At 76.3% G+C, this 18,413-nt stretch carries 9 protein-coding genes; 3 read left to right on the top strand and 6 right to left on the bottom strand.

The annotated features are described in order from the left end of the window. Nucleotides 1–5: 5 nt before the first annotated feature. Nucleotides 6–2,753 (bottom strand): AAA family ATPase, encoded by a 2,748-nt coding sequence (locus tag ACGFZP_RS20240; protein ID WP_392934619.1) that lies wholly within the window; start codon nt 2,751–2,753, stop codon nt 6–8. A gap of 204 nt (nt 2,754–2,957) precedes the next feature. Beyond that, the gene (locus ACGFZP_RS20245) at nt 2,958–3,767 is read right to left on the bottom strand and encodes a class I SAM-dependent methyltransferase (protein ID WP_392934622.1); all 810 of its coding nucleotides are present in this window, start codon (nt 3,765–3,767) and stop codon (nt 2,958–2,960) included. 390 nt (nt 3,768–4,157) lie between these two features. Between ACGFZP_RS20245 and ACGFZP_RS20250 the strand changes: the two genes are divergently transcribed. Both ACGFZP_RS20250 and ACGFZP_RS20255 read left to right on the top strand, forming a co-directional pair. Next, nucleotides 4,158–4,664: a DinB family protein gene (locus ACGFZP_RS20250; RefSeq protein WP_392934624.1), complete on the top strand. Its 507-nt coding sequence runs from the start codon at nt 4,158–4,160 to the stop codon at nt 4,662–4,664. A gap of 125 nt (nt 4,665–4,789) precedes the next feature. Next, nucleotides 4,790–5,698: an oxidoreductase gene (locus tag ACGFZP_RS20255; protein ID WP_392934627.1), complete on the top strand. Its 909-nt coding sequence runs from the start codon at nt 4,790–4,792 to the stop codon at nt 5,696–5,698. 237 nt (nt 5,699–5,935) lie between these two features. Here ACGFZP_RS20255 and ACGFZP_RS20260 read toward each other — a convergent pair whose 3' ends face one another. The 3 genes from ACGFZP_RS20260 to ACGFZP_RS20270 form a co-directional block, all read right to left on the bottom strand. Next, nucleotides 5,936–6,478: an ATP-binding protein gene (locus ACGFZP_RS20260; RefSeq protein ID WP_392934630.1), complete on the bottom strand. Its 543-nt coding sequence runs from the start codon at nt 6,476–6,478 to the stop codon at nt 5,936–5,938. A 101-nt stretch (nt 6,479–6,579) separates the two neighbouring features. Then, entirely contained in the window at nt 6,580–8,166 is a 1,587-nt protein-coding gene (locus ACGFZP_RS20265; RefSeq protein ID WP_392934632.1) for a CehA/McbA family metallohydrolase, read from the bottom strand. Nucleotides 8,167–8,284: 118 nt separating this feature from the next. Next, nucleotides 8,285–9,130: an SMP-30/gluconolactonase/LRE family protein gene (locus tag ACGFZP_RS20270; protein ID WP_392934633.1), complete on the bottom strand. Its 846-nt coding sequence runs from the start codon at nt 9,128–9,130 to the stop codon at nt 8,285–8,287. Between the two features lie 467 nt (nt 9,131–9,597). Here ACGFZP_RS20270 and ACGFZP_RS20275 point away from each other — a divergent pair, with 467 nt between their 5' ends. Next, nucleotides 9,598–10,329 (top strand): polysaccharide deacetylase family protein, encoded by a 732-nt coding sequence (locus ACGFZP_RS20275; protein WP_392934636.1) that lies wholly within the window; start codon nt 9,598–9,600, stop codon nt 10,327–10,329. Nucleotides 10,330–10,389: 60 nt separating this feature from the next. Here ACGFZP_RS20275 and ACGFZP_RS20280 read toward each other — a convergent pair. Next, a partial coding sequence (locus ACGFZP_RS20280) for a type I polyketide synthase (RefSeq protein WP_392934638.1) occupies nt 10,390–18,413 on the bottom strand: 8,024 nt, incomplete at its 5' end.

The following is an 18,413-nucleotide window of genomic DNA, read 5'->3' on the forward strand; positions in this document are numbered from 1 at the left end:
CGGCCTCATGAGGCCAGCAGCGTGGCGAGCTCGGTGCGGGAGCCGACGCCGAGCTTGGGGAACGCCCGGTACAGGTGGTGCCCGACCGTGCGGGGGCTCAGGAACAGCTGGGCGGCGATCTCCCGGTTGCTCGCACCGGCGGCCGCCAGCCGGACCACCTCGCGTTCATGCGGGCTCAGCAGGCTGATCGGCCCGTCCTGGCGGGTCGTCAGCCCGGTCTCCCCGCCCGCTGCTCCCAGCTCCGTCCGGGCGCGGGCGGCCCAGGGCCGGGCGCCGAGCCGCTCGAAGGCCTCCAGCGCGGCGCGCAGCTGGTCCCGGGCGTCGATCTGGCGCCGCAGACGGCGCAGCCACTCCCCGTAGAGCAGTGCGGTGCGGGCCCGGTCGTAGTCGCTGCCGCCCTCGTGCAGGGCCAGCGCCGCCGTGAAGTGCTCCTCGGCCGCACGGTCGGGGCCGGTCAGCGCGTGGCAGCGGCGGGCCAGGGCGGAGAGGGCGGGCCGCCCCAGTGCGGCGGCCCATTCCCCGAGCAGCCGGGCCGGCTCCACCGCCCGCTCCGGGCGTCCGGCGCGTCCGGCGGCCTCGACGAGGTCCGGCAGCAGGGGCAGCGAGAGCAGCGGATGGCCCGCCTCCCGCCGTGCCGACTCCAGCGGCTCCAACGCCGCCTCGGCCCGGCCCAGGCCGAGTTCGAGCAGGCCCTGCGCCCACAGGGCGTCCGTGGTGCCCCGGCCCACCCCGCGCGGCCGGGTGTACTCCAGGGCCTCGCCGGCCAGCGCCCGGACCTGCTCCTCCTCTCCGCGGACGCCCGCCAGCATGGCCAGGGCGGCCCGCAGATGGGCGGCCCGGTGGGCCAGGTCGTAGTACTCGGCGAGCTGCAGGCCCTCGGTGGCGTGCACGGACGCCTCGTCGTGGCGGCCGAGTGCCAGTTCCGTCTGGGCCAGCAGGTGGAGCGTGGTGGGCAGCCAGCCGCTGATGCCCTGCTCGCGGCAGTGGGCGACGGCTGCGGCGGCCACCTCGCGGGCGGCCGCGTGGTCGCCGGCCAGCTGGCAGTAGATCCCGGTCATCAGCCGGTCCATCACGTCGCAGGCCGGGTCCTGGCTGCTGTCCACGAGCGCGCGCAGGGCGTTGAGTGCGCCGGGTACGTCGGGTGCGCCGGGTACGTCGGGCGCGCTCGGTGCGTCGGGTGCGCCGAGTGCGCCGGGTGTGTCACCGCCGAACAGCCGGGCGGGCACGGCCAGTACCGGCAGCTCCGGCGCGCGGGACGCGACCTCCGCGATCAGTCTGGCGTCCCCCGCGGAGAAGGCCGCGTGGACGGCGTCGGCCAGCAGCGACGCCATCGTGTCCGGACGGTCGGCGCCGGTCAGGTCCGCGCTGTCGACCAGGATCCGGGCGGCCGTCTCCGGCCTGCGGTAGCCCAGCTCGACCACCGCCCGGGCGCGGGCGAAGTTCGCCGCCACGCCCGGATCCTCCAGCGGCAGCGGCACCTGGTCGGCCAGTGCGGCGCAGCGCTCGTCCTGGCCGGCGTCGGCGGCCTTCTGCGCCGCCCGGACCAGCCGGCGCGCACGCTGCTGCGGATCCGCGGTGAGCTGGGCGGCCCGCTCGTAGGCGGCGGACGCGGACGCCATCGCCTGTCGGCTCCCGGCCCACTCGGCGACCCGTTCCAGCTCCTCGGCGACCTGCTCGTCCGGGCCGGTCGACGCCGCGGCCAGATGCCAGGCCCGCCGGTGCACCTGGCCGGCGGCGCCGAGCGCCTGCGCGAGCGCCCGGTGCGCGGCGATGCGCCGGGCGAGCGGGGCGCCCTGGTAGGCGGCGTACCGCACCAGCGGATGCCGGAAGCGCACCGTCGCCCCGGAGAGCAGCACGAACCCGGAGCGTTCCGCGGGTTCGAGGTCCTCGACGGCTCCGCCGAGCGGCTCCGCGGCCCGCAGCACCACGGCGAGCTCGCCGGTGTCGTCGGCGGCGGCCACCAGCAGCACCGCCTGGGCGGTCTCGGGAAGCCGCCGGATCTGCTCCAGGAAACCGTCCCGGATCCGGCTCGGCAGCCCGGCGGCCGCCTCGGGGAGCGCCAGCGGGCCCAGCCGTCCGGCGCGCTGGGCCGGGGTCAGCGCGGCCGACAGCTCGATCAGGGCCAGCGGGTTGCCGCAGGCCTCCTCGATGACCCGGTCCGCGACGTACGGCGGCAGGCCGGGCAGCAGCTCGGCGGCGGCCGTCTGGTCGAGGCCCTCGACGAGCAGCCTTGGCAGCCCCTTCACGGCGGCGCCCGGCGCCCCGTCGCGGACGGCGAAGAGCATCACGACGCCCTCCGCCCGCAGCCGGCGCGCGGCGAACGTCAGCATGTCCACCGACGGCTGGTCGAGCCACTGCGCGTCGTCGACCAGGCAGAGCAGCGGGCCGTCGGCCGCGGCCTCGGACAGCAGCGTGAGGACGGCGAGGCCGACGGTGAAGCGGTCGCGCACGCCGTCGCCGGTCAGCCCGAAGACCGCCCGGATGGCCGCGGCCTGCGGCTCCGGCAGGGCGTCGACGAGGTCCAGGACGGGCAGGAACAGCTGGTGGAGGCCGCCGAAGGCGAGCTCCATCTCCGACTCGATGCCCTCGACGCGCAGGACGCGCACGCCCTCGGCCCGTGCGGCGGCGTGGTCGAGCAGCGCGGTCTTGCCGATTCCGGCCTCGCCGTGCACCAGCAGGACCCCGCTCGTCCCCCGGCGAGCGTCGGCGAGCAACTGCTCGATCCGGTCCTGTTCCGCCTTCCGCCCCCGCACGCCCTACCCCTGTTCCCGTGTACCGATCGCCCCGCCCGGGCCCGGCGAGACCGTGCGGCAGCGGCCGGGAGGCCGCTCCGAGGATCTTCCCGCCGGGCGTGTTCGAGTCATTATCGCTGGTCAGACGGGGTCGGTCGGCGCGGGGCGGGCGGGGGTCCGTCTGAGTGGCTCCGGACCGCGGAGGAGGGCCGGATCCGGTCGCGGTCAGGCCCGGTCGGCGGTGACGAGGTGGTAGTCGAGCAGGCCGCTCCTCCAGGCGGGGAGGAAGTTGCGGGTCCAGTGGCCGGGCGGGACGGTGCCCTCCAGGTAGCGGTCCAGGCCTGGCCAGACGTCGGCGCCGATCGACGTGCTGCGGACGCCCGTGAAGCCGGCGTCCGTGAGGTCGGCGGTGAAGGCGTCGAGCGGATGGGCGACGTCCAGGCCGTCGGCGAAGCTGCCGAGCAGGATGCTCAGCCGCTCGGCGACCTCCGGGCCGGAGCTGAAGAAGGTCGTCACCACCAGCCGGCCGCCGGGGCGCAGCACCCGCGCCGCCTCACGGGCGAAGCCGGTCAGCTCGCGGAAGTGCTGGGCCGCCTCCACCGAGTAGACGCCGTCCAGCGAACCGCCCTGGAAGGGGAGCTCGTCGGCCGCACCTAGGACGTAGGCCAGCCGGTCCGGGAACGTCGCCAGCGCCTTGGAGTTGACCGTCCGGGCGCGCTCGACCTGGTCGGGGTGGATGTCCACCCCGGTCACCGCGGCGAACCGGAACTCCCGCAGCGCGAGCGCCGCACCCAGCCCGCGCCCGCAGCCCACCTCGGCCAGCCGCAGCCGCTCGGCCGGCCCGGGAAAGGCGCTCAGCACCCGGCGGTACAGCTGCTCCTGGCTGTGGACCCGGTCCTCGGCACTCGGAGAGGTGGTGTCGATCCCGCGCCAGTCGCCGAAGTTGATGAAGCCGCCGGCGAAGCTGGCCGCCATCGCGAGGTCGCCCACGCCGTACGTCTGGCGCACGGTTGCGGGGATGCGGTCGTGGTTCATGGATTGCTCGGTCTCCTCTCGGGTCGCCGCCCGGGGCTTCGGGTGCGTGCCCAGACTCGCTCGGGTTCGGAAGGCGCCGTGGGATGGAAGGGCCGGGGTGGCCGGGGACTGCGGTCGTGCCCGCCGCTCGGGCGCGCGCCGCAGTACGTACCCAAACCTGATGGCGGGCGAACGCCGGAAATCGACCGGATGACGTGGGGGACAAGTGAGTTGACGGTCATACCGAATGACGAATCCGCCGTTGGTGGGTGCGCGGTACGCGTGCGGCGCACGAGGCAGGGAACGGGCCGGGAGTTGAAGTCGGGAGTAAAAGGAGTGGACAGTACGGACCGGAAGCACCTAGATGGTGAACCGGGACCGCCGGTCCGAACCGTCGTGAAGGGGAACAGGATGACCACCGAACGCATCGCGCCGCCACTGACCGGGGGCGAGCGCGAGATGCTGCGCGCCTTTCTGGACTACCACCGGGCGACGCTCGCCCTGAAGTGCGACGGACTCACCGACGAACAGCTGCGGCTCAAGTCGAGCCCGCCGTCCACGCTCAGCCTGCTCGGGCTGGTGCGGCACATGGCGGAGGTGGAGCGGGCCTGGTTCCGACGGGTCATCAACAAGGAGGACATCCCGTGGGTCTGGTCCCCGGAGGGGGACTTCCAGGTGGCCTACGACGCGACCGACTCCTCCCGGGCCGAGGCCTTCGAGGCCTGGCAGGCCGAGGTCGAGCACGCCCGGCGGATCGAGCGGGAGGCGCAGTCGCTGGACGTCACGGGCTACTTCGACCGCTGGGGCGAGGACGTCTCGCTGCGGCTGGTGATGCTGCACCTGATCCACGAGTACGCCCGCCACAACGGACACGCCGACTTCCTGCGCGAGAGCATCGACGGCGTGGTGGGCGCGTAGGGCCTTGGCTGAGACGGCCCGGTCGGGCCGTGTCTGAGGCCGCCCGGGCAGGCCGGCGCGGGGGCCCTGGCAGCATGCTGCCATTTCGCGCGGGAGCCCCGGCAGGCGGCTGACAGACTCCCGTCATGACCTCAGAGACCATTACCGCTGCGGCCGCGGGCACCTGGAAGCTCGGCGACCTGACCGTCAACCGGATCGGGTTCGGCGCGATGCGCCTCGCGCAGTACGGCGAGGCGCTCGGCAACGGCGTGCCGCGCGACCGCGAACAGGCGATCGCCGTGCTGCGCCGGGCCGTCGAGCTCGGGGTGAACCACATCGACACCGCCGCGTTCTACTTCTCCTCGCTGCGCTCCGCCAACGAGCTGATCAACCGGGCCCTGGCGCCGTACACGGACGAGCTGGTCATCACCACCAAGGTCGGCCCGGCCCGGGGCCCGGCGGGGGACTGGGTGACCCACGCCCGCACCCCGGAGGCGCTGCGCGGGCAGGTCGAGGAGAACCTGCGCCAGCTCGGCCGCGACCACCTGGACGTGGTGAACCTGCGGATCGTCGGCACCGACTCGATCGCCGAGCGCTTCGGCGCGCTGGCCCGCCTGCGGGAGGCCGGGCTCATCCGGCACCTGGGCGTCTCCAACGTCAACGCCGGGCACCTCGCCGAGGCCCAGGCCATCGCGCCGGTGGTCTGCGTGCAGAACCGGTACGGGATCGGCGCCTCGCCCGAGCAGGAGGAGGTGCTGCGGACCTGCGGTGAGCAGGGCATCGCGTTCGTGCCGTTCTACGCGATCGCCGGTGCGGGCGGGCAGGGGGGTGCGACCGGCACGGACAGCGACGAGGTGGTCGCGATCGCCCGTGAGCGCGGGATCAGCGTCGCGCAGGTCCGGTTGGCGTGGACCCTGCACCGCGGCCCGCACGTGCTGGCCATCCCGGGTACGGGTGACCCGGACCACCTGGTCGAGAACGTGGCGGCCGGTGCGCTGCGGCTCTCCGAGGAGGAGCTGGCCCGGCTCGACGCGGTCCACGCGGCGGGCGTGTAGGGGCTGTCCGCGCGGGCGGATCGAAGGTGCGGGCCTTCGCCGTGGCCACGGCGGGGCGGCCCCGGCCCGCCGGGGAGAGGGCGGGCCGGGACGGCCGGGGCGGGCCGCCACAACAGGGCGAGCGGTGGCCGGCCTGGGCCGGAGGCCGACCCGGTTCACAGCGGGCGGGCCTCCGCTCTGGTCAACGGCGCACGGGCCGTCCCGGGTTCACCGGGACCGGGCCCACCCCGGGCGGCGCTACCAACCCAGCAGGTACGCGCCCCGGAGCAGCCCGTCCAGTACGGTCTTCGCCGTGGCCGCCGCGTCCTGCGCCGGATCCACCGGGAGCTCGTGCCGCTCCAGCGCGCCGAGGCCGTCGAAGGGCCTCCCGCCTGTCGGTCGGGAATCCTCCTGGGCCGGTCCGGGGCACAGCAGCACATAGTGCAGGGGCGCGCCGGTGGCCCGGCTCTCCCGGCGGAAGGCGGCCAGGTCCGACGGGGCGATCCGGCCCTCGACCACCACCTGGTAGCCGCCGCTCGCATAGGCGAAGGCGGCCTGGGCCGTGGCCGCCAGCACCGTCTCGTTCTGCCGCCGGGCCTCCGGCAGGTGCGGCGCGACGTACCCCCGCCGGATCGCCTGCCGGAAGTCCTCCGTGCGCAGGTGCGCGCCCGGGTGCAGCGCCTCCGCGAGCAGCGGTGCGACCGCGTCCTCCCCGGCCCCGGGTCGGCCGGAGAGCACGACGACGCCGCCGGATCCCCGGCCGCCCCCGAGTTCCGGTCCACCTACGGTCGTACGGTTCACAGCTGCTGATCCCTTCGCGAGCCGGCGATGGACGGGCCGGGCCGGGGCGGGCGCCCGGCGCCGAGATCAACTTAGTCCACGGCGCCACCCCGACGCCTCCCCTACCGCTCCCCGCTGCGCAGCACGATCGGGTTGGTGAGCGCCGCCATCGGACCCCAGGGGAGGTCGGCGCCCATCGCGTTGCCCTTGCCGGGGGTGCCGTCGGCCTTCGGGTGGCGGACCTCCGCGCGGACGTAGGCGGCGAGCGAGGCCGTCGTCCGCCAGAGCACCGTGCCCGCGCCCTCGGCGGGCAGGGACTCCTGGTGTAGTTGGCCCTCGTCGGTCAGCAGCCGGACCGTCCCGCCCGGCACCCCGGACACCGCCAGCCGGACGTCCACCGGCGCGTCCGCCGGGACGGTCAACTGCTCGCCGATGCCCGCCTGGCGGCCGTGGCCGGTGGCGGTGAAGTCCAGCTGCACGGAGGCGGATTCGGCCAGCCAGCTGTGTCCGGAACGCAGGCCGTCAAGGATCGCGTCCCGGGTGAGGTCCTCGGCCCGGACGACGGTGTGCGGCGAGCCGATCACCTGCGGGGCGCTGTGCGCGTCGCTGTTGCCGACGGCGGGCAGCCAGGGGCGCTCCTCCCGCAGGGCGACGGCGAGTTGGGCGTCCCAGGTGTCCACCGCCGACTCGTCGTCGTACGTCCACGGGCCGTTCCAGACCTCCACCGCGTCGGCGTCCTGGTAGCCGAACTTCCACTGGCAGGCGACATACGGGCAGTACGGGTGCGCGGGCACCACCAGGCCGCCCTGGCGGCGTACTTGGCGGGCCAGCCGGGGGAAGGCCTCGTCCCGCGAGCGGTACCGCCAGTCGACGAACCGGCCCGGCTGGAGGCCGAGTGCCAGCCAGTGGCCGTTGCGGGTGGTGACCTCCTCACCCAGCACGATCAGCAGGTCCGGTCCGGCCAGCGGGCCCCAGGCGGCGTGCGAGGAGGTGGTGTTGTGGTCGGTCGAGACGATGAAGTCCAGCCCGGCGGCCCGGGCGCCCTCCGCGACCTCGGCCGGCAGCCGCCGCCCGTCGGAGTGCACGGTGTGCAGATGGCAGTCGCCCCGGTACCAGGCGCGGCCGCGTCCGCGGGCCCGCTCGGACGGGTAGGACGGGGTGAACTCCGGTCCGGGGGCGCCGAATCGGAGCGTGACGCGGACGGTGTAGTCGAGCCCCTGCGGGGCCACCTGGTAGGGGCCCAGCACCACGTGCCAGGTGCCGGGCCGGATCGGGCCCGGCAGGTAGCCGGGGGTCGCCTGGTCGCGGGCGACGGCGAACTCGGTGCGGAACCCGCCCGACCAGCCCCGGAAGCCGCGGCCGCCGAGGTCCGTCCCGCGCTCGTCGAACAGGCCTATGTCGCAGGAGTTCCCGGGGGTGCCGGCCGGTACGGGCGGTTTGTCGTAGCTGTAGGAGACGGCGATCTCCCGGACCCCGGCCGGTACTTCGACGGGCAGGTAGACGAAGTCCGTTGCGCCGGTGGGGAGGTGGCCGGTGAGGGTGAGCACGGTGTCGGCCGGTGCGGCCGGGCTGGCCGGGCTGGCCGGGGTGGCCTCGGCGGAGCCGGCGGCGTCGAGGCCGAGGGCGGTGGCGGTGCCGGTGGCCAGGCCCGCCTGGAGCAGCCGGCGGCGGGCGAGCGGGGGGTGGTCGGCGTTCTCGGGCGTGGGCATGCGGGCGGCCTCCGGTCGCGGGCGGGCACCGGCGGCGGGGGTCCCCGGACCGGTTCGCCCGCCCCCTACCCCCGCCGGTGAACCCGGGGTGAGCCCCGCCCCACCGTGGTGGGGCGGGTCAGTGAAGGAGGCCCGGCACCCCGACCGGGACGGCCAGCAGCCGGCCGCTGCGGGTGCCCTCCGGGGTGGGCCACTCGGCGGCGGCCAGGTAGAGGGTGCGGCCGTCCGGTCCGCCGAGCGCGCAGGAGAAGCAGCCGAGATCCAGGCCGACCCGCTGCACCACCTCGCCGCCCTCGCGGACCCGCACGCAGCAGCGGCCCGGGACGTCCGCGAACCAGAGCGCGCCCTCCGCGTCGAGGCTGATGCCGTCCGGTGCCGACCCCGGCACGGCGGCCCACTCCCGCCGCCCGGTCAGGCCGCCGTCCGGGGCGATGCCGAAGGCGGTGAGCCGGCCCGCGTAGGACTCGGCGACGACGAGCGTCCCGCCGTCGGGCGTCACCGCCATGCCGTTGGGGAAGGCCAGGCCCTCGGCCACCCGGCGTACCGCGCCGCCCGGGGTGACCAGCGCGATCAGGCCGGGGCCGGGCGCCTCGCCGCCCATCAGGTCGAAGCCGATGCAGTTGACGTAGGCGTGGCCGCGGCCGTCCACCACGACCTCGTTCCACGGGCGGTCGCAGACCGGTCGCAGGTCGGCGTACGGGGTGAGCGTGCCGTCCGCCTCGCGCCGCAGCAGGCGGCGGTCGCCGCCGGCCACGACCAGCAGCCGGCCGTCCGGGGCGGGCAGCCAGTCGATGCAGAAGGGGAACGAGGGGATCCGGGCGGCCACGGTGGCGGCGCCGTCCTCGTCGACGGTGATCAGCTCCTGGGCGCCCCAGTCGCAGAGCCAGAGGCGGCCGTCGTGCCAGCGGGGCGACTCGCCGAGGACGAGCCCGGTCAGGACGGTACGGACGGCTGCTGCGGCCATGGCGGACTCCTCGGTGGGCGGGCCGGGCGGCCGGGCGCCGTTGGGCCGTCCGGAGCAGGGGACCGGACCGGCCGACTTCCTGGTTCGCGCCCGTTCCCGCCGGGCGGGGTGCCGTGACGGCGGGGGTGTGGAGTTGCGGGCGGCGGTCGATCAGTGTTCATAGAAGCAGACAGTCGGCTCGTCCGACCATCCTGACGGCTGTGGAGGTGGGCATGTCGCTGAGTCGGCGGAGGCTGCTGGTGCTGGCGGCGGGTGGTGCGCTGGCGGGGTGTCAGCCCACGGCCGGGGGCGGGTCCGGGGCTGGTGCCGGGTCCGGGGCGGCGCCGACCGTCGCGGCCGCGGCCTCCCCCGGGGCCAGCGCGTCGGCCTCGGTCTCGGCGCCGGCCTCGGGGTCTGCCTCCGCGTCGGCCTCGGTCTCGGCCGATCCCCCCGCGCCGCCGGCCCCGGCCCCGGCCCCGGCCGCTCCCGTGCCCGCGCAGACCGTGACCCGGGCCGTGACCCGGGCCGAGGCGGTCGCCCGGTACGGGGACGTCGAGCCCACCGCGTGGGGGCTGGAGGGGCCGGGGGTGATCGACGGCCTGCCGGAGGGCGAGCGTGCGCTGGCGCTCACCTTCGACGCCTGCGGCGGCCCCGGTGGGAACGGCTACGACGACGACCTGATCGACTTCCTCCGGGCGAACGGCGTGCCCGCCACCCTCTTCCTCAACGCGCGCTGGATCGACGCCAACCGGGAGGAGTTCGACGGCCTCGCCGCCGACCCGCTGTTCGAGATCGCCAACCACGGCACCGCCCACCGCCCGCTCTCGGTGACCGGCCGCTCCGCGTACGGCATCGCGGGCACCCGGGACAGCGGCGGGGTGTACGACGAGGTCGCGGGCAACGCCGAGAAGCTCACCGGCCTGCTCGGCCGCCCGCCCCGCTTCTTCCGCTCCGGCACCGCCCACTACGACGACGTCGCCACCCGGATCGTCGCCGACCTCGGCCAGCGGGTCGCGGGCTTCACCGTCAACGGCGACGGCGGCGCGACGCTGACCGCGGGCCAGGTCCGCCGGGAGGTGGCCGCCGCGCCGCCCGGCGCCATCGTGATCGCCCACATGAACCACCCCGGGGGCGGCACCGCCCCCGGCGTCGCGGCGGCCGTGCCGCCGATGCTCGCGGCGGGGGCGCGCTTCGTCCGGCTCTCGGACGTCCTCGGGTAGCAGGCCGGGGGCCGCCACCGCGTCCGTACGCGGCGGCGGCCCCCGGTGGGGTGCGGCGGGCTACTCCTCCGATCCGAGCTGGCCCTCGATGAGGCGGAACAGCTCGTCGTCGTCGGCCAGGTCGAGCTCGGTGGGGAGCTCGGTGGGGGCGTCGGCGGCCGGGGCGAGACGGGCCAGCACGGCGGCGAGACGGGCGGTGACGCGCCCGCGGGTCCCGTCGTCGGGGACGCCGTCCAGGGCGGCCTCCAGCTCGTCCAGCCGGCCGAGCAGGGCCGCCGCCCCGCCGGGGAGGCGGTCGGCCAGCTCGGCGCGCAGGTGGGTGGCGAGCGCGGTGGCGGTCGGGTGGTCGAACAGCAGGGTGGTGGGCAGCCGCAGGCCCGTCTCCGCGCCCAGGCGGTTGCGCAGGTCGACGGCGGTGAGCGAGTCGAAGCCCAGGTCCAGCAGGCCCCGGTCGGCCGGGACCGGGCGCCCGGACGGGTGGCCCAGCACCTCGGCGATCACCGCGCGGACCAGGTCGAGGGCGACCCGCGGCCGGTCCGCCTCCGAGGCCTCGCCGAGCTTGCGCACCCACGGCGGAGTCGCGTCCGGCCCGGACGGCCTCCCGGCGGCCGCCGCGTCGGTGACGGCCGCCGCGGCAGGGGCACCCGCCGACCCGGACACCCGCACCAGGCCGCGCAGCAGCGGCGGTACCCGGCCGGGATCGCCCGAGGCGCCCAGCGCCGCCAGGTCCAGCCGGGCCGGTACGGTGGCCGCCGGTCCGGCCGCGAGTGCCGCGTCGAACAGGGCCAGCCCCTCCTCGATGCCGAGCGGTGCCACCCCCGTCCGGGCGATCCTGGCCAGGTCGGCACTGCTCAACGCCCCGCCGAGGCCGCCCTGTTCGGCCCACAGGCCCCAGGCGAGCGAGCTCGCCGGCAGGCCGAGGGCGCGGCGGTGCTGCGCCAGCGCGTCCAGATAGGTGTTGGCGGCCGCGTAGTTGGCCTGACCCGCGTTGCCGATCACGCCCGCGATCGAGGAGAACAGCACGAAGGCGTCCAGGTCGAGCTCGCGGGTGAGCTCGTGCAGGTGCCGGGCCGCCTCCGCCTTCGGCCGGAGCACCTGCTCGAACGCGTCCTCGGTCAGCGAGTCCAGCGTGGCATCCGCCGTGACGCCTGCGGCGTGGATGACGGCGGTGAGGGGGTGGGTGGTGGGGATGGTGGTGAGGAGGTGGGTGAGGGCTTGGGGGTCGGTGGTGTCGCAGGCGGTGAGGGTGACGGTGGCGCCGAGTTCTTCGAGTTGGGTGCGGAGTTGGTGGGCGCCGGGGGCGTCGGGGCCGCGTCGGCTGGTGAGGTGGAGGTGGGTGATGTGGTGGTGGGTGATGAGGTGGTGGGCGATGAGGGTGCCGAGGGCGCCGGTGGCTCCGGTGAGGAGGACGGTGCCGTGGGGGTTGAGGGTGGTGGTGGGTGTGGTGGGTGTGGGGGTGGTGGTGAGGCGGGGGGTGTGCAGGCGGCCGTTGCGGAGGGCGAGTTGGGGTTCGTTGGTGGTGAGGGCGGTGGTGAGGGCGGTGTGGAGTGCGGTGGTGGAGGCGGGGGTGTGGTCGGTGTCGAGGAGGAGGAAGCGGCCGGGGTGCTCGGACTGCGCCGTCCGCACCAGGCCCCAGACCACCGACTGGGCCAGCCCGTCCACCGGTTCGTCCGCCTCGACGGCCGTCGCGTGCCGGGTCACCAGTACCAGCCGGGAGCCGTCGAAGCGCTCGTCGGCCAGCCAGCCGCGCAGCTCGCCGAGCACCTCGTAGGCCGAGGGCTGCTCCGCGACCTCCGTCAGCACGATCCTCGGCGGCTGGGCGCCGGCCTCGACCAGGCGGACGGCCTCGTCGTACGGCACCGGCCGTTCGGAGCCGCTGCCCGCCGTGACCGGTACGGGCACCCACTCGACCCGGTACAGGTTGCGGGTGGTGCGGCGGCCGGCGGTGAGCCGGGCCGGGTCGGTCTCGCGGACGGCCAGCGCCCCGGCGGAGAGCACGGGTGCGCCGGCGGTGTCCGTCAGCAGCAGCGCGGTGCGGTCCGAAGCGCCGCCCGCCGGGGTCAACTCGACCCGTAGCGCCCGGGCTCCGGTGGCGTGCAGCCGGACGTCGTGCCAGGAGAACGGCACGGGCAGCCCGCCGGACGCGCCCGGTCCGGCGAGGGCCAGCGGGTGCAGCGCCGCGTCGAGCAGGGCGGGGTGGACGGTGAACGGGGCGTCCGGGGCTCCGGCGGGCAGTTCGACCTCGGCCCACCAGGCGGCGTCGCGCCGCCAGGCGGCCCGCAGGCCCTGGAACAGCGGACCGTAGGTGTACCCGTGGTCGGCCAACTGCCGGTAGGCGTCAGCGAGTTCCACGGGCTCCGCGTCGGTGGGCGGCCAGTCGGCCGAGCCGCCGCTCGCGGGTACCGGAGTGTCCGGGCTGTCCGGGGACTCGGGGGCCAGCAGGCCGGTGGCGTGGGCGGTCCACGGCTGCTCGGTGCCGTCCTCCCTGGCGTGCACGGCGACGGTCCGCCGGCCCTCCTGGTCGGCGGCCCCCACGGTGACCTGGAGCTGGACGGCGCCCTCCTCGGGGAGGAGCAGCGGCGCCTGGAGCGTCAGCTCCTCGACCGCCGGGCTGCCGGCCCGGGCGCCCGCGTGGAGGGCGAGTTCGAGCAGGGCCGTGCCCGGCAGGAGCACCGTCCCGAGGACGGCGTGCTCGGCCAGCCACGGGTGGGTCGCCAGGGAGAGGCGGCCGGTGTGGACGGTGCCGGAGCCGTCGGCGAGTTCGACGGCGGCGCCGAGCAGCGGGTGGTCGGTGGCGCCGAGGCCGGCCCGGCCGAGGTCCCCGCCGAGGGGCGCGGCCGGGGCGTCCAGCCAGTACCGCTCGCGCTGGAACGGGTAGGTGGGCAGCTCGGGCCGCGCGCCGACGGGCCGGTCGGACCCGTCCGGGAGGTCCGGGCCGTTCGGGTCGTTCGGGCCGTCAGGTCCGGTGCCGAAGTACGCGGGCCAGTCGACCGTGCCGCCGGCCGTGTGCAGCGCGGCGAGCGCCTGCGGGACGGCCACCGGCTCCGGCCGGTCGCGGCGCAGGAGGGGGAGCAGGACGGCGTCCGGCAGGGTGTCGGCGGCCATGGTGGCGAGCACCGCGTCCGGACCGAGCTCCAGGTAGACGCCGATCCCGTCCCCGTGCAGGGTGCGCAGGCCGTCGGCGAAGCGGACGGCCTCGCGGACGTGCCGCACCCAGTACTCGGGCGAGGCCAACTCCTCGGCGGTGGCGAGCCGTCCGGTGAGGTCGGAGACGACCGGGATCCGCGGCGGGTGGAACTCCAGCCCCGCCACCAGCTCCCGGAACTCCGCCAGCATCGGCTCCATGAGCGGGGAGTGGAAGGCGTGACTGACCGTCAGTCGCCTGGTCCGGGCGCCGAGTTCGGCGGCCCGGGCGGACACCGCGAGCACGGCGGACTCCTCGCCGGAGACGACCGTCGACCGGGGGCCGTTCACGGCGGCGATGCCGACCGCTCCGCCGACCGCGGCCAGGAGTTCGGCGGTCGCCTGCTCGTCCAGCGAGAGCGCCGCCATGGCGCCGCCCGCCGGCAGGGCCTGCATCAGCCGGCCCCGCGCGGTGACCAGGGTCGCCGCGTCCGCCAGGGAGAGCACGCCGGCCGCGTGGGCGGCGGCGATCGAGCCGATCGAGTGGCCGAGCAGGGCGTCCGCCCGGACACCCCAGTGCTCCAACAGCCGGAACAGCGCCGTCTCCAGGGCGAACAGGGCGGGCTGGGTGTAGCGGGTCTCGTCCAGCAGCGCGGCCTCGGGCGTGCCGGGCTCCGCGAAGACGATGTCGCGCAGCGGGCGGTCCAGGTGCCGGTCCAGCGCGGCCAGCGCGGCGTCGAAGGCGGCGGCGAACCGCGGCTGTGCGGCGTGGAGTTCGCGACCGGCGCCGACGCGCTGGCTGCCCTGGCCGGTGAACAGGAAGGCCGTCCGCAGGGCGGCGGGCGCGGGGGTGTCGCCGGTCGGTGCGGCGAGGGCGTGCAGCGCCTCCTCGGCCGTCGCGGCGACGAAGCCGGTCCGGTACTCCTGGGCGGCCGGGCCGGTGGCCAGCGCCCGGGCCACCGCGCCCAGCGGGACGTCCGGGTGCTCCGCGAGGTGGCGGGCGAGCCGGTCGGCGCGGGCGCGCAGGGCCTGCGGCGTGCGTCCGGAGAGCAGCCAGGGCTGCGGGCCGGCCGGCGCCTGGGGCGCGTCGTGCGCAGGTGCCTGCTCCAGGATGACGTGTGCGTTGGTGCCGCTGATGCCGAAGGAGGAGACGGCGGCCCGGCGCGGGCGGTCGGCCTCGGGCCAGGCGGTCGGTTCGGCGAGCAGGGTGACGGCGCCCGCCGACCAGTCGACGTGCGGGGTCGGTTCGTCGATGTGCAGGCTCTTCGGCAGCACGCCGTGCCGCATCGCCAGCACTGTCTTGATCACGCCCGCCACGCCGGCGGCGGCCTGGGTGTGGCCGATGTTGGACTTCAACGAGCCCAGGAGCAGCGGACGTTCGGCCGGCCGGTGCTGCCCGTAGACGGCGATCAGGGCCTGTGCCTCGATCGGGTCGCCGAGCCGGGTGCCGGTGCCGTGCGCCTCCACCGCGTCCACGTCCGCCGGGGCGAGCCCGGCGCCGGCCAGGGCCTGCCGGATGACCCGCTGCTGGGCGGGGCCGTTGGGGGCGGTGAGGCCGTTGCTGGCGCCGTCCTGGTTGATCGCGGAGCCGCGCAGCAGGGCGAGGACCGGGTGCCCGTTGCGGCGGGCGTCGGAGAGCCGCTCTACCAGCAGGAGACCGGCGCCCTCGGCCCAGCCGGTGCCGTCGGCGGCGGCCGCGAAGGGCTTGCAGCGGCCGTCGGCGGACAGGCCGCGCTGGCGGCTGAACTCGACGAAGGTCGCCGGGCTGGCCATCACGGTGACGCCGCCGGCCAGTGCGAGGTCGCACTCGCCCTGGCGCAGGGACTGGGCCGCCAGGTGCAGGGCGACCAGCGAGGAGGAGCAGGCGGTGTCGACGGTGACGGCCGGCCCCTCCAGGCCGAAGGTGTACGAGACCCGGCCGGAGGCCACGCTGCCCGCGCTGCCGCTGACCAGGTACCCCTCGAAGCCCTCCGGCGCGGTGGGCGCCTGGTGCAGCCGGGCGCCGTAGTCGTTGTACATGACGCCGGTGAAGACGCCGGTGCGCGAGCCGCGCAGCACGGCCGGGTCGAGGCCGGCGCGCTCGAAGGCCTCCCAGGCGGTTTCGAGCAGCAGTCGCTGCTGCGGGTCGGTGGTGAGGGCCTCGCGCGGGCTGATGCCGAAGAACTCGGGGTCGAACTCCGCTGCGTCGTACAGGAATCCGCCCTGGCGGGTGTACGAGGTGCCGGGGCGCCCGGCGTCCGGGTCGTAGAGCGCGTCGAGGTCCCAGCCGCGGTCGGTGGGGAACGCCGAGACGGCGTCCCGGCCCTCGGCCACCAGCTGCCACAGCTCCTCGGGGGTGGTGACACCGCCCGGGTAGCGGCAGGCCATGGCCACGATCGCGATCGGGTCGTCCTCGGTGCCGGTCGCCCGGGTCGCGGGCTCCTCGGCGGCCGGGAGCGGCCGGTCGCCGAGGAGTTCGGTGCGGAGCAGGTCGGTGAGCGCGGCCGGAGTGGGGTGGTCGAAGACCAGGGTGGTGGGCAGCCGCAGACCGGTGACCGCGCCGAGGCGGTTGCGCAGGTCGACGGCGGTGAGCGAGTCGAAGCCCAGGTCGGTGAAGGCGCGCCCCTCGTGGACGGTGCCGGGGTCGCCGTGGCCGAGCACGGTGGCCGTGGTGGTGCGGACCAGGTCCAGCAGCAGCCGGTCCGCGTCGGCGGCCGGGAGTCCGGCGAGCCGCTGGGCGAGGGAGTCCGCCTCGGGGGCGGGGGCCGCCGCCACCGCGCGGCGGCGGGCCGGTCGGACCAGGGAGCGCAGCGGTGCGGGCACCTCGGCGCCGGGGGCGGCGAGCGCGCCGGTGGTGAAGCGGGCCGGGACGAGCAGGGGGCGGTCGGAGGCGAGCGCCTCGTCGAACAGTCGCAGGGCCTGCTCGGTCGGCAGCGGTGCGATGCCCGTCCGGGCGAGCCGGGCCAGGTCGGCCGCGCTGAGGGCGGCGCCCATGCCGTCCGACTCCCAGAGGCCCCAGGCGAGGGAGGTGGCGGGCAGGCCGAGGGCGTGGCGGTGGGCCGCCAGGGTGTCGAGGTAGGCGTTGGCGGCGGCGTAGTTGGCCTGTCCGGCGGTGCCGGTGGTGCCGGTGACGGAGGAGAACAGCACGAAGGCGTCCAGGTCGAGCTCGCGGGTGAGCTCGTGCAGGTGCCGCGCGGCGTCGACCTTGGGACGCAGGACGGTGTCCAGCCGCTCGGGGGTGAGGTCGGCGAGCAGGCCGTCGTCGAGGACGCCTGCGGCGTGGATGACGGCGGTGAGGGGGTGGGTGGTGGGGATGGTGGTGAGGAGGTGGGTGAGGGCTTGGGGGTCGGTGGTGTCGCAGGCGGTGAGGGTGACGGTGGCGCCGAGTTCTTCGAGTTGGGTGCGGAGTTGGTGGGCGCCGGGGGCGTCGGGGCCGCGTCGGCTGGTGAGGTGGAGGTGGGTGATGTGGTGGTGGGTGATGAGGTGGTGGGCGATGAGGGTGCCGAGGGCGCCGGTGGCTCCGGTGAGGAGGACGGTGCCGTGGGGGTTGAGGGTGGTGGTGGGTGTGGTGGGTGTGGGGGTGGTGGTGAGGCGGGGGGTGTGCAGGCGGCCGTTGCGGAGGGCGAGTTGGGGTTCGTTGGTGGTGAGGGCGGTGGTGAGGGCGGTGTGGAGTGCGGTGGTGGAGGCGGGGGTGTGGTCGGTGTCGAGGAGGAGGAAGCGGCCGGGGTGCTCGGACTGCGCCGTCCGCACCAGGCCCCAGGCCGTGGACTCGTCGAGTCCGGGCACCTCCTCGCCCGCCGTGACCGCGACCGCGCCGCTGGTGAGGACGGCCAGTCGGGCCCCCTCCGGGTGGTCCTGGGCCAGCCACTCCTGGACGGCGGCCAGGGCCCGGTGGGCGGCCGCGCGGGCCGAGCCGGACGCCTCGATCCGGATGACGGTGGGCTCGGTCGCGCCGGTCGCGCCGGCCGCCGCGGGGGCCGGCGTGAGCTCGGTCCAGTCGATCCCGTACAGCGGGTCGGCGGCCGACCTGGTCCGGGCGGCGGCGCCGCTCAGGGCGTCGGCGGGAAGCGTGCGCAGGTCGAGTGACTCGGCCTCGGCGACCGGGGCGCCGGTCGGGTCGGTGAGCGCCAGCGAGACCCCGCCGTGCGGGAGTTCGGTGATCCGGACCCGGAGCCGGTCGGAGCCCGTGGCGTGCAGGGTGAAGCCGCTCCAGGAGAACGGGAGCCGGACGGTGTCGCCGAGCCCCTCGCGGACCGGGAGCAGGTGCAGGGCGGCGTCCAGCAGGGCCGGGTGGAGCGCGAACCCGTGGTCGAGGAGGGTGAGTTCCTCCGGGAGCTGTACCTCGGCGAGGAGCGCGCCGCCGTCCTGCCAGGCGGCTTCGAGGTTGCGGAAGGCCGGGCCGTAGCCGTAGCCGAGCGCGGCCAGCCGGTCGTAGACCTCGGCCACGTCGATGGGGACGGCGCCGGGCGGCGGCCAGGCGGCGTCGGGGGCCGGCCGCGGGGCGGTGGCGGCGGCGAGGGTGCCCGAGGCGTGCCTCGTCCAGGGTTCGGCCTCGGCCGTCCGGGCGTGGACGGTGAAGCCGCGGCGGCTGTCGGAGGCCGGGGCGCCCACGGTGAGTTGGAGCGCCAGGGAGCCGGTGGCGGGCAGCAGCAGCGGGGCCTCCAGCGTCAACTCGTCGACGGTGGGGCGGTCGGCCCGCTCGCCGGCGCGCAGCGCGAGGTCGAGGAGGAGGCTGCCGGGCACCAGCGGGACGGCGCCGACGGCGTGGTCGGCGAGCCAGGGCAGCCGGGCGGTGTCGAGCGTGCCGGAGAACAGCAGGCCGCCGTCCTCGGCGAGTTCGACCGGGTCGCCGAGGAGGTCGGCGGCGGGTTCGGAGCTCGTGGCGTTCAGCCAGTAGTGGTGGTGTTGGAAGGGGTAGGTGGGGAGGTTGGTGTGGGTGGTGGTGGGTGGGTGGGTGGTGGGGTGGTGGCCGTGGGTGTGGG

The sequence above is a fragment of the Kitasatospora sp. NPDC048239 genome (assembly GCF_043202015.1).
GTDB lineage: Bacteria > Actinomycetota > Actinomycetes > Streptomycetales > Streptomycetaceae > Kitasatospora.

Excerpts from the sequence above, each read along its gene's own strand:
- ACGFZP_RS20245 (WP_392934622.1), bottom strand. The coding sequence starts at position 3,767 with ATGAACCACGACCGCATCCCCGCAACCGTGCGCCAGACGTACGGCGTG.
- ACGFZP_RS20250 (WP_392934624.1), top strand. The coding sequence starts at position 4,158 with ATGACCACCGAACGCATCGCGCCGCCACTGACCGGGGGCGAGCGCGAG.
- ACGFZP_RS20265 (WP_392934632.1), bottom strand. The coding sequence starts at position 8,166 with ATGCCCACGCCCGAGAACGCCGACCACCCCCCGCTCGCCCGCCGCCGG.
- ACGFZP_RS20270 (WP_392934633.1), bottom strand. The coding sequence starts at position 9,130 with ATGGCCGCAGCAGCCGTCCGTACCGTCCTGACCGGGCTCGTCCTCGGC.
- ACGFZP_RS20255 (WP_392934627.1), top strand. The coding sequence starts at position 4,790 with ATGACCTCAGAGACCATTACCGCTGCGGCCGCGGGCACCTGGAAGCTC.